The sequence below is a fragment of the Ruminococcus sp. AM42-11 genome (assembly GCF_003480145.1).
GTDB classification, from domain to species: Bacteria; Bacillota; Clostridia; order Lachnospirales; family Lachnospiraceae; genus Blautia_A; species Blautia_A faecis.
The window spans coordinates 1-12,198 of record NZ_QUIO01000024.1; the positions used below are offsets into that span (position 1 = coordinate 1).

Genomic DNA, 12,198 nt, shown 5'->3' on the forward strand with positions numbered 1-12,198 from the left:
ATGACCTCATATGAGATTTCTGTTCGTCAGACCAGAGATTTGCCCGTGAGTTAGTATATTCCTCACATCCAGCTTCCTTCAGATTCCATCTCACGATGGACACCCTTGCCTTCGGCTATATCCTTCCCACTACCGGGCGGATTCGGGACTTTAACCCGTTAGAAACGTGCGCCGCTAGGCGCACAAGACTCTTTAAAAGACTATGCGTATTCCCCACGCATAGCCTTTTCGTTAATATCTTGTACCATTTGAACCTATTCCCTTTTGCATTCCATAAAAAGCTGAAAGGCACACTTGAATCCTTGTGTAAACCCAATTTCTTCTCCTATCTCAGCAATCGCAAATGCCAGATCAACGCCTTCTCGTCCAGTTTTATCTTCAACCTGGATAGAAGCCTTGTTATTTTCCAGAAGTTTTCTGACTTCTGACAGTAATTTTTCATCCTGCCAGCCGCTCCGTCCCAGTTCTTCCAGTTCCATGTCATACAATTTTTTTATCATACTGTCCATAATGTTCTGAACCTGCTCTGGTTCCAATTCTCCCTTCTATGAGCATATCTAAATATTTACACCTTGCTACAGATTTGAAGATATAAAAAGAGACCAGAATTCAAATTTCCAGTCTCTAATCAATCTTCTATATAAAATTACAATCCTTCATCACCTTTTGGAATATCAGCTAAATTATGCCTTTCCCAAACCATTGCCTGTAATACTGCTGATATAATCGTCAATGTCCTGTACAATGCTATGGTCTCCCATTGTATGCAGCGATTCAAAATACTTTGTAATGTACCCATAGATACCGCATTTTTCAAAAGTTTTTGCCATATCAGCTCCAGAAAGTCCTTTAAAATGGCGGTATCGTTCCATGCAGTAAATTAAGAAATTTGATTCCTTACTCATCTCTCACGACCCTTCTCTACGTGTCACGTAATCGTCATTCAATACTTTACTTCTGACTGACAGCATTTCACGCTATCATACCATTGATTTCCTCGAGTTCATATAACGTAAATGGATCAATATCTACGCAATCAGCTTCGTCCCATTTGCCAGAAATATCCCAGGCAAGCGTTCCATTCATTACCGTACAAGCATTTTTGAAGTTCTCAATATCCCTCATTGGTGCCATAATCTCAGCCTTTAAATCGTTTGTAGCATCATAATCAACTATTTTTCCATCATCAAAAAAAACCTGTACATGAAAATTATCCAAAGGAATCACCTGTACAACTGTAGGAAAATACTCATTCATAAACGTTCACCTCCATATATTATATAAGCGGATTAATTCTGTTCAACGGCTTCATGTCCTTTGACAGCTCCCAGTTCTGCATCAATTCGTCCTGGTGAATTGTACACCACGCCAGTATCAATCGTAATTGCTTATTTGGTAATGATCCCTTTATTACCTGTATATTGTTGATATCAACTAATGCTTTATGTCCATTATACTCTGCATGGAAATGCGGTGGCATATGGTCATTATAATACATCGTTACCCGAATCCCATAAAATAATGATATCTCTGGCATATACAACATCTCCTTTTCAATGCTTTTTTATAGTGTACCATTTTTTTATAATAAACGCTATAAAATAGGATAAGAATTTGCCTTTTCATTCTGTTTCCGTACCCAAAATATACCCAAGATTTCTTCCTCACCTATAAACTTTCGTAAACTTCAACACCCGATTTTCCGCGTATTTACGCCATTTCATACCCTATCAAACTATGCCGTTTATAACCCCTTATTTAATTATTTATACTCCCCTCGAAACACCCGGTAGCTCCCCTACCGGGTGTTTCTCTTTGGATTTATAAGGGTTTGCGGGGTTTTGGGGTTCACCATTCTCGTAATATTTCTGTAACATTTAATAGATATGTCCAAAATATGTCCAAGATTCTATTTTCCGTCCAATCTTGGCTCTCCAAAATAACCCAAAATGAGGACAGTTTTATCACTGCCTCCTACAATGCTGTCCCTTTCTTTGGAACAAATAAATAACTCATATCCGCGTGTTCCAGTTCAAGCAACGAAAGCTTTTTATCAATTCCCCCGGCATACCCTGTCAGACTTCCATTTGTGCCTATCACACGATGGCAGGGAATGATAATAGAAATTTCATTGTGTCCAACCGCACCTCCAACTGCCTGGGCAGACATGCGGGATACATTTTTCAGCTCTGCCATTTTGCGGGCAATTTCTCCGTATGTGATCGTCTGCCCATAGGGAATCTGCAATAAAATCTTCCACACTGCCTGTCTGAATGTTGAGCCGTCCGGATGAAGTGGCGGAGTAAATTTTGGTTCTTCACCGGAGAAATAAACATCCAGCCATTTTTTCGCTTCCGTGAGAATCTCTGTTTCCTGTGGAATATGCTTGTCTGGAAGTGTATTCGCAAAATATTTCTGTCCTTCAAACCATAGACCAGTAATTCCCACTTCATCTGCCGCCAGTAAAATATGCCCTAACGGCGATTTATATTTGTATGTGTATATCATATTTATACCTCAAAAATGCATGGAATCCTACGATTCCTATGAACAGATTTACAAAACAAAGTTTCCATTTTCCCTTAACCACTCATCCGCTGAGCAAAATCATCACCATCTGCACACAAGTGGTTCCGCAGGTGTAGCCACCATACTGACGCAGGTTCGGGATATCGATAAAAACATCAGCATCCTGGGTCTGCCCAGAATAAGGGAGACTGAGCAGATGGACTCTCTACCGCCTGCACCTGGTAAGTGAATAACAAGAAACATATGGCACCATCAAAAGCACCTGGTATCAAAATTCTGCATAGCTTTTTCATTTAGGCTCCTCATTCACCGTTCATACAACATGCTCCTTAAATGCTTTTCATTGTCAACACATCAATTTGTAAAATACAGAAAATCCCCACATGGTCTCTCATAATTATTAATCAGCTTATTCATGACCTGACCATTGTAATACAATGTGGCTGAGCCGCCGCCGTCCAGGTTGTAGGCGTACTGACAGCCATAGCTGTTGAAGATATTAACAAGATCCCAGTGGTTCAGACCGGCGTAACTGCCAGTGTCGGTGACAAGAAGCACATAAATGCCAGGTTTCACCATTCCCACAGCAGTTCTCGGATAATATTTGGCTGTTTCTGACCAGGCCGGCTGGGCCTGTCCATCTTTGATCAGGATTGGGCCAAAATTATAGGTATCTTTTACCCCCTCTTCCAGAAGAGCTTCGCCTTTCAATCCCTGCTTTGGTGTATAAATAGTGCCATCATACCTTACAGCCATTACACTGTAACTGGTCTCATAATTTCCATAAATCACACCATTCTTGATACACATTCCAAGAGGTGACGGCCGCCCTGTCTGGTAACTAAACGCACTTCCATTCACTCCGATAATACCCCCATTACCAGAAACCGCACCGGAGGTAGTCTGTCTGGCACCACCATAGGTTCCATAAGATAAAGCGGATTTCAGCTGTCCGGAATTTTTGATTTTTATCAGCGCTACCCAGTAAGGAACATTATGTGTGGATTTTCTGCGCAGATCAATATTAAGAGAGCTGCTTTTATATGTATAGCGGTTATCATTCACCTTCACATCCGGTCTGGTCTGTCCGGTTCTTCTCCCGCTATCATTTACATAATATTTTCCCACCCACACATTTGTATACAAAGCACCTGTTTTCTTATCAAAATAATAACGATATTCACCAATTTTCTGCCATCCTGTTGCCATTCTGGAATTAGGAAGGAAATAATATCGCTTTCCTCCGTAGCTCAGCCAGCGGTTGGCAATTGCCACACCTGACTTATTGAAATAATAAGAGTATTTCGTTCCTGTAGCCCATCGGTTGCGGAACATAATGCCATTCTTCCGGTTGTAATAATACCGTTTCCCGCCTGATTTCAGCCAGCCTGTATAGCGTTTTCCATTCTTTGTGCTGTAATAACGCTGACCTTTGTAGGTAATTTTTCCCCAAAGCAGTTTTCCCTTGGAATTATAAAAATAATAGTCTTTTCCCCGCTTCACCCAGCCATGCTTTTTCGAAGTGATACTCACAGTCGTATTGGAAGCCTTCACATAAGAAGCGGCCCACACCGAAGAGGAACACATGGTAAATATCAAAAACAGAAAACAGATAATCCCAAAGCTTCTTTTTTTCAATTCCTTCTCCCCCCTCATTTCAATAAAAAATCGTAACAGTTCAGTACTTTCACAGTTACACGCTCCGTGATGTACAGAACTCACTAAGCATTTGCTTTCTGGTTATAAAAAATTCGGGGCAGACAAATTACTTCGTCTGCCCCGCTGTATTTGCCTTGCTGCAGGTAATTATTATGCGGCTGCCTGCTCGCATAAATTACTGATTAAGCTGCCGGTGTCTCACTGTCATCCAGTGTATCTCCAGCCATATCTGTCTGCTCTTCGGACTCAGCAACACCATCTGTCTCCGTACTCTCAATATCGCTGTCGCCTGTAGCAGCGATCACATCGTCCAGCCATCCCTCAGGCATGCCTGCGCTGGTCAGATTCTCTGTGATTGCATCCATATTCATGGAAGCTGTATAAGCTTCAATTTCATCATCATTACTGAAATCATAAACATCTGTCAGGGAAGCAACATCAACTGCTGCAAGTGACTCACCGCCATTGCCGCCTGTCAGAGAAACTGAACCAAGAGTTGCACCACCTGCTGCAATAGCAAGATTCCAGTCAATGCTGTCCTCATCTGCACCATCGGCTGTAAAGATCAACTGCATTCCACCAAATGGATCATAGGAATTTCCATCTTCATCTTCCACAGGCGCACCGGAAATTGTGTAAGTTCCCTTCCAGATTCCGTCCTGTACTGCCTTGGTATCATAATCTGTAACATCAATCACAGCTGCATCCGCTTCACCGGAAGAAATCGTGTAAGTTCCGCTTAACAAGTCACCTTTCAGCTCACCGCTTCCTTCAATTGCAACCTTGTCATCTCCGGAACCCAGCTGCATGGAAAATCCTCTCTTATCTCCATCCGCTGTACACAGATATCCGAAAAGCTCTTCCTCCTGCTCATCATCATTCAGAAGGAACTGGCGTCCAACAACCTCTCCGTCACTGTCAACCCATGCCCTTAAAATAAATCCGGACTCGTCAGTCTCATCAGCTTCTGTATCCAGATCTTTCTCCATATCCTCGATTGCTTCCAGGAAAGTCTCATAAGTATAATCTGGATCATTCATGGCTTCTGTCCAGGTCTCAATAAGCCCCTTCAGTTCTTCATCAGACTTGGCTGTATCCAGAATCTGCTGGAACATTGGAAGTGCCTCTGCCTGTGTAACATGTCCTTCCAGAACACTAAGCTCCTGGCTTACATCTCCTGCAACAGCTTCCTGTGCTCCAGGATTCTCAGCATCTGCAACATTATCAAAAATAATATCTGTGTATCTTGTAAGAATAGAGGTCACTAAGTCTGCTTCCGGAAGGTTCTCCAGAGTGGAAAAATAGCTGTTCATGCTATCTGCCAGGTCAACACTCGTGGTAAAGGAAGAATCCAGTTCCTGATCTGCCTCTTCCACAGCTTCCTGAGTCATCTGCTCCATATTCATTTTAATATAGCCCTCACTCAGCTCCGGAATTCTCATATAAATTTCAGAATTCTCTGTATCAAAATAATATTCTATTGTACAGATCTTGGTTCCATTTACATTCACATCCATAAACTCAGTCATGGACTTATCAGACATACTTACATTTCCACTGATGGAAGCATCCGCCAGCCAGGAGATATCCACAGGAGAAAGCATTCCCAGAATTGCTTTTCCGCCATCTTCCAGACTTACCTTTATTTCCGCATTTCCCTTAACTTCTTCTGTATCCATTTCAGAAAGGCTCTTTGCGTAATCCGTGCCAAATTCCTCGATTATTTTGGCAAAAGCTGCTTTCTCTGTTTCCTTGTAAGAATCTGCTGCCCATGTGGTAGCCGGTACTGTACTGATTCCCATAAGGGATGCTAACAAAATTGCGGTAATTTTCTTTCTCTTCATAAGATCCTCCTTTGGTATAAATCCTTACGGATTCTGCAATCTTTCTGTTGCTGTTCGCTGGTAACATTTCCAACTGCTCTCATTACCAGTTAAGCAGCCAGTTTCTGTCAACGATCCACCACAGACCATACAGTGATCCATAACAGACATATCTGACAAAACAAGTTAATATCAGAATAGCATTTGCCGAACTTATTGTCAATAACCCATAAATATTCTGACGATTCCCGTGACAAAAAAGTGGTTACTGTTCCATCTGTGACCAATAAAACAAAAATTTTTCCCACAAACAAATCCTATAAATCCGGACAGGCTCTGATATATCATATTGTACCATTTACTCTCCACTGTCCTGTATAATATAACTATCCAGTTTTTCCATATACCTCTGGTCACGCTCAACAGTAATCACAATCACGTCATCCGGTTCATATTTATCCAAAAGCTCCTGGTCAAAGTCATCAATTCTCACAAATATGGTTTTCTGATAGCGATAGGGCATGTATTTTTCAAGGCGGAGTCGAAAAGAATCCCCGATCACCATTAAAGTTTTCTCATTCTCCGAATTGGATTTAAACACTTTCAGGATCTCCTCGCCGCCTTCACTCTCCTCTTTTTTCACCTTGTAACGGATACCATCGTGAAAATAATTCAACCCATACTCCCTGTCATCATTCAGCTCTTTATACCGCCCGATCATCCTGGACAGATCCCCCCTGCAAGGTTTAGTTCCGATCAGAACCTGAATATCTTCGATTGGCAGACTTTCACCTGTCATATCCTGTACAATTTTCTCGTTGGTAATATAGCCGCCTAAATTGTTCATATGAGTATCATATTTTCGGAACAGCTGGTATTTTTCAGTAAACTCCCTCAGATAATCTGCCAGAAAATCAAATTCCACGTCGGAATTTTCTTTCATATATTTTGCAAAAGTCTCCATTCTGGAATCCCCGATTCCAATCACCTTTGGCTTCTCCGGCATATACTTCGAATAAAGTGTCTCTTTGTTGGGAGCCACGTAGTAATGGAATTGTTTCACACCCCTGTCCAGGAACCAGTCCCGTACTTTTGCAATTCCGGATGCAATTTCCGCACTTTGTTCCAGTGTATACACATTGGTTTTCTGGTAATCTGCCATGCATTTTCTCCCTCCCTTTCCGGCAGGTAAAACAGCCAGTTATCTTCTCCGATCACCACATCCCCGATCTTTGTATTGCGGAAAAATTCCGTATCAATAAAGTTGCAGAACTTCACCAGGTCATTTTTGAAGGGCACATGATCCTTATAATACGCCTCAAACTGCTCCGGGAAGTCTCCCAGAGATTCCAGATTCACCTCCGGAAATTCAGCCAGTTTTCTGTTTTCATTGTTTTCCGTATCAAATCTGCCGGAAAATCCAGCCCACACCACTCCTGGCAGAACCAGACTTCCTGCAAATAATACGATCAGAATTTTCTGTTTTCTCATATGCTTCCTGTTAAAATCTGAAATAAATAAACGGGTTATAGCTGTTATTTACAAGTGCCGCCACACTCAGCCAGAAAATCACCATACAGGCGATCATTCTCGGAACTGTCACCATTCCATTGGCAGGGATTTTTCCAGCGGAATGTACCCGGACCTTCTCATATATCTTCTGCAAAACTCCTGCAAATAAAACACCCATAACGATCAGAAAGATCATTTTGCTGTCAAGATATGCAGAAAGAAGAATGGTTCCTCCATGTGCCACAAACATATTTCTCACATAAGTGAAAAACAGGGAAATATTTTCTGCACGGAACAGAATCCATCCAAAAAACACCGCGGTCACTGTGTAGCCCCAGCCCACGATTCCAGGCAGTTTTTCCAGTTTTTTCCCAAGCCACACACGTTCCAGTATAAGAAAAAGGCCATGATAAAGCCCCCAGAGGATAAACGCTATTCCAGCCCCATGCCACATTCCGGTAAGGAAAAATACGATAAGCAGGTTTCGATAGGTGCATGCCGCGCCTTTGCGATTTCCTCCCAAAGGAATATAGACATAATCACGAAACCAGGAAGACAGAGAAATATGCCATCTGTGCCAGAATTCCTGCACGGAACCAGCTGTATAGGGATAATTGAAATTTTCCTGGAATTCAAATCCGAACATTTTTCCAAGACCAATGGCCATATCGGAATATCCGGAAAAATCGTAATAAATCTGCATCATGTAAAGAATTGCGCCCAGCCACAGAGCCTTCCTGGATACCGCGTATGGACCATATTTAAAAATTTCATCCACCACACGGGCAAAGGAATTGGCAAGGAGAACCTTTTTCCCAAGTCCCCAGCAAAAACGCATTATCCCGGCTGCAAATTTTCGGATAGTCTCTTTTCTTCCTGTAATCTGAGCTGCAATGTCGCGATATTTTACAATAGGTCCTGCGATCAGCTGTGGGAAAAAGGAAATATACAAAAGCATATGCCAGAAATTATGCTGTGCCGGCACCTCTCCCCGGTACACATCGATTACATAGGACAACGCCTGGAAAGTATAAAAAGAAATTCCAATTGGAAGCGCCACCTGAAAAAGAGTGGTTCCTATTCCATCTGCTGAAAAAAGTCCGGTTATGGCTTCTGTCAGAGTTCCAAAATACTTGAAATATCCCAGCAGCCCCAGATTAATAAGCAAAGTTGCCACAAGAATCTTTTTTTTCCTGGTCTGATATTTTTCAATCAGAATTCCGCCAGTAAAATTCACTGCCACGGAAAACAACATAAGGAAAACATAAAGTGGCTCTCCCCATGCATAAAAAAGCAGACTGAAAAATACCAGGATTCCATTTCGGATTTTTCCGGGACTTATATAATATGCTGCCAGTACTAAGGGCAGAAAGATCCATAGAAAGAGCATCGAGCTGAAAACCATGTGTATCTCCTTTATTTTTCAAACAGGCTCCAGAGCATGTTTGTCTGTCAATGCTCAGTATTATAACATAAAAGACCCTCCCCATACCAGTATCCTGAAAAAATTCACATTCTGGTATGAGAAAGGTCTCCGTTTTTTAACTGAGAGAAAAATCCATCCGTTCTCACTTATTTCGTATTATAACTGCACAGAACTTTTTTCGCGTGCAGATTACGGGAATGATCTGAGGCATACCCTCCTCATTCCAAGCCACTTACCAGATTTTGGAGTCCACAGCTGCGCGCTCGATCGGCAGGCCTTTCATATATCTTTCCATGAACATATTAAAGCCTTCCACACCCTCCGGATCTGGATTCAGGGTGCTTCCCTGATTTCCTGCAAATACCTTGGTATCCAGGAAGTCTTCCAGGGTCTCATTCTCCTCTTTATTTACAAGATAGGAAGCGAGCACTGCAATTCCCCATGCACCGCCTTCACCGGCAGTCTCCATAACAGAAACCGGGGCATTTACAGCATCTGCAAGGATCTGCTGTCCAACACCTTTTGTCTTAAACAGTCCGCCATGACCAAGAAGACGGTCAACCTTTACCCCCTCTTTCTTAAACAGGATGTCAAGACCAACTCTCATAGCGCCAAGGCAGGTATAAAGATTGGTTCTCATAAAGTTGGCAAGGTTGAATTTGCTCTCTGGAGAGCGTACAAACAGTGGTCTTCCTTCTGTAAATCCAGTCATATGCTCACCGGAGAAATAGCAGTAGGATAAAAGTCCGCCGCAGTCCACATCCCCTTCCAGAGCCTTGTTGTATAAGGTTCCGAAAAGCTTGTTCATATCAGCTTCCATTCCCATTGCTTCTGCAAACTCACGGAAAATATTTACCCATGCATTCAGATCAGAAGTACAGTTATTAGAGTGTGCCATTGCAACCGGATGTCCGGATGGAGTCGCAACCATATCAATTTCAGAATATGGTGCAGATAACTCCTTCTCCAAAACAATAGAGGCAAATACAGAAGTACCTGCGGAAACATTTCCGGTACGCTTTGCAACGCTGTTGGTAGCTACCATTCCAGTGCCAGCGTCACCTTCCGGCGGACACATAGGAATTCCGGCTTTCAGCCTGCCTGTTACATCAAGAAGCTTTGCTCCCTCTTCTGTCAGGCAGCCAGCATCCTGTCCCGCAACAAGACATTTCGGCAGAATGCCGCGAAGCTTCCATGGGAACCCATAAGAAGCAACCTGCTCATCAAACTGCTGAACCATTTTTTCATTGTAATCCCTGGTAGTGCTGTCCACTGGGAACATTCCTGCAACATCGCCAATTCCAAGAACTCTTTTTCCAGTCAGTTTCCAATGTACATATGCCTCCAGAGTGGCAATATAATCAATATCTTTTACGTGAGGCTCGCCTTTTAAAATTGCCTGATACAGATGTGCGATACTCCATCTCTGAGGAATATTATACTGAAAAAGTTCGGACAGTTTTCTGCTTGCCTCTCCCGTAATATTATTTCTCCAGGTTCTGAACGGAACCAGAAGATTTCCTTCTTTGTCAAATGGCATGTAGCCGTGCATCATGGCACTGATTCCAATAGCACCAACGCTTGTCAGCTCCACACCATATTTCTCCTCTACATCCTTTGCCATCTGCTGATAACAGTCCTGCAAACCGGACCAGATATCTTCCAGACTGTATGTCCATACACCATTCTCATAGCGGTTCTCCCACTCGTGTCCGCCGGATGCGATTGGTGCATTATTTCCATCTACCAGAACTGCCTTGATTCTTGTGGAACCGAACTCGATTCCAAGTGCTGTCCTGTTATCCAGGATTGCCTGCTTTGCTTCTGCTGCTCCCATGTATAAAATCCTCCCGTTGTTGTTATATAATACACAGCTTTTCTACTGCATATTGTGCTATTTCTCCAAATTTCAAACTATTTAGAGCCTGTTTTTATTATAATATGCTTCCAGAAGGGCGTCAATATCTCTCCCAAAAGCTTTTTGTAAAATATGCGCAGCTGTTTGTGCCAGGCATTTTTTCGGGGACAATTGCCACCCTACAGAATATCAATCAGTGCAGCAATATCTTCCATCTTCGTCGCCCAGCTTGTTGCAAAGCGGATCACAGTATGATTCTCGTCATATTTTTCCCAAAAGCTGAACTTCACTTTTTCGCCCAATTCCTCCATTTTCTTATTTTCCAGGATAACAAAAATCTGATTGGTTGGGGAATTAATGAAAAATTCATAGCCCTTCTCTTTTAATGCAGCTTTCAGTTTTGCAGCGGTTTCAATAGCATTTTTACTGATTTCCAGGTACAAATTTCCTGTGAAAAGAGTATCAAACTGAATTCCAAGCAGTCTGCCTTTCGCAAGAAGCGCTCCCTGCTGTTTGATCATAGTAAAGAAATGTTTCGGTACTTTCTTCGGAAAAACGACTGCTTCACCGCACAGGGCACCAACCTTGGTTCCTCCGATATAAAATACGTCTGTATAATTTGCAATATCCTTCAAAGTCACATCTGTCTCTGCCACCAGTCCATAGCCCAGTCTGGCTCCATCCAGGAATAGCGGGATCTCATATTCCCTGCATACACTGGAAATATCTGCCAGTTCCTGCTTTGTGTAAAGAGTTCCGTATTCTGTCGGATGTGAAATATAAACCATGCCTGGAAAAACCATGTGATCATAGCTTCCGTCTGCGTAGTAGGTCTGGAGATAATCTTTCAGATCTGCGGCAGAAATTTTACCATTGTCCTGGGGAAGTGAAAGAACTTTATGTCCGGTAAATTCAATTGCTCCGGCTTCGTGCGCATTTACATGACCGGTAACTGCGGAAAGCACTCCTTCATACCGGTTCAACAAGGACGCGATCACCACTGCATTTGTCTGGGTACCCCCTACCAGGAAATAGACCTCCCCATCCGGACAGCCACATGCCTCTTTTATTTTTTCCTTCGCCTGGTCGCAGAAGGATCCTGTCCATATCCCGGAACCTTTTCCATATTGGTTTCCATTAATCTTTTTAAGATTGCCTCATGAGCACCTTCGCAATAATCATTTTCAAAATACAACATGATGTAACTCCTTTGTTTCATATTTTTCACTTGTACCATACAGGTATATTTTACTTTGATTTCGTTTTTTAATCATATACCTGCCCTGAATTTTTTACAAGAAAAATGTTTCCGGATAACAGTTCCGTAACCAAATGGCCAATAAATTCTTTCTTTTATATAATTCAGGGTTGACATTCCCACCTTTGCCGAA

Annotated in this window: 11 protein-coding genes and 1 pseudogene; all 12 read right to left on the reverse strand. The window is 42.4% G+C overall.

Annotated elements, in window-relative coordinates:
• Positions 1-254: 254 nt before the first annotated feature.
• The 12 genes and pseudogenes from DW904_RS14180 to DW904_RS14235 all read right to left on the reverse strand — a co-directional run bounded on the left by DW904_RS14180 (position 255) and on the right by DW904_RS14235 (position 12,005).
• Positions 255-509 carry a hypothetical protein gene (locus DW904_RS14180; protein ID WP_147422327.1) on the reverse strand — a complete coding sequence of 85 codons (255 nt, stop codon included), beginning with the start codon at positions 507-509 and terminating at the stop codon, positions 255-257.
• 174 nt (positions 510-683) lie between these two features.
• Positions 684-905 carry a DUF3791 domain-containing protein gene (locus DW904_RS14185; protein ID WP_118581760.1) on the reverse strand — a complete coding sequence of 74 codons (222 nt, stop codon included), beginning with the start codon at positions 903-905 and terminating at the stop codon, positions 684-686.
• A 67-nt stretch (positions 906-972) separates the two neighbouring features.
• The gene (locus tag DW904_RS14190) at positions 973-1,257 is read right to left on the reverse strand and encodes a DUF2442 domain-containing protein (protein WP_118581763.1); all 285 of its coding nucleotides are present in this window, start codon (positions 1,255-1,257) and stop codon (positions 973-975) included.
• A 19-nt stretch (positions 1,258-1,276) separates the two neighbouring features.
• Positions 1,277-1,537: a DUF4160 domain-containing protein gene (locus DW904_RS14195; protein ID WP_118581766.1), complete on the reverse strand. Its 261-nt coding sequence runs from the start codon at positions 1,535-1,537 to the stop codon at positions 1,277-1,279.
• A gap of 437 nt (positions 1,538-1,974) precedes the next feature.
• The gene (locus DW904_RS14200) at positions 1,975-2,508 is read right to left on the reverse strand and encodes a methylated-DNA--[protein]-cysteine S-methyltransferase (RefSeq protein ID WP_118581769.1); all 534 of its coding nucleotides are present in this window, start codon (positions 2,506-2,508) and stop codon (positions 1,975-1,977) included.
• 375 nt (positions 2,509-2,883) lie between these two features.
• Positions 2,884-4,167, reverse strand: a complete 1,284-nt coding sequence (locus DW904_RS14205) for a phosphodiester glycosidase family protein (protein WP_202187728.1) — start codon at positions 4,165-4,167, stop codon at positions 2,884-2,886.
• 203 nt (positions 4,168-4,370) lie between these two features.
• A complete protein-coding gene (locus DW904_RS14210; protein WP_118581775.1) occupies positions 4,371-6,032 on the reverse strand; it encodes a hypothetical protein in 1,662 nt (553 codons plus the stop codon).
• Positions 6,033-6,369: 337 nt separating this feature from the next.
• A complete protein-coding gene (locus tag DW904_RS14215) occupies positions 6,370-7,173 on the reverse strand; it encodes a hypothetical protein (RefSeq protein ID WP_118581778.1) in 804 nt (267 codons plus the stop codon).
• Positions 7,071-7,502: a hypothetical protein gene (locus DW904_RS14220; protein WP_118581781.1), complete on the reverse strand. Its 432-nt coding sequence runs from the start codon at positions 7,500-7,502 to the stop codon at positions 7,071-7,073. The genes DW904_RS14215 and DW904_RS14220 overlap by 103 nt, the downstream gene beginning before the upstream one ends.
• Positions 7,503-7,512: 10 nt before the next feature.
• Positions 7,513-8,928 carry an MBOAT family protein gene (locus tag DW904_RS14225; protein WP_118581784.1) on the reverse strand — a complete coding sequence of 472 codons (1,416 nt, stop codon included), beginning with the start codon at positions 8,926-8,928 and terminating at the stop codon, positions 7,513-7,515.
• A 253-nt stretch (positions 8,929-9,181) separates the two neighbouring features.
• Positions 9,182-10,786, reverse strand: coding sequence for an FGGY-family carbohydrate kinase (locus tag DW904_RS14230; RefSeq protein WP_118581787.1), 1,605 nt, complete (start codon positions 10,784-10,786; stop codon positions 9,182-9,184).
• 200 nt (positions 10,787-10,986) lie between these two features.
• Positions 10,987-12,005, reverse strand: a pseudogene (locus DW904_RS14235) (aminotransferase class I/II-fold pyridoxal phosphate-dependent enzyme).
• Positions 12,006-12,198 lie beyond the last annotated feature (193 nt).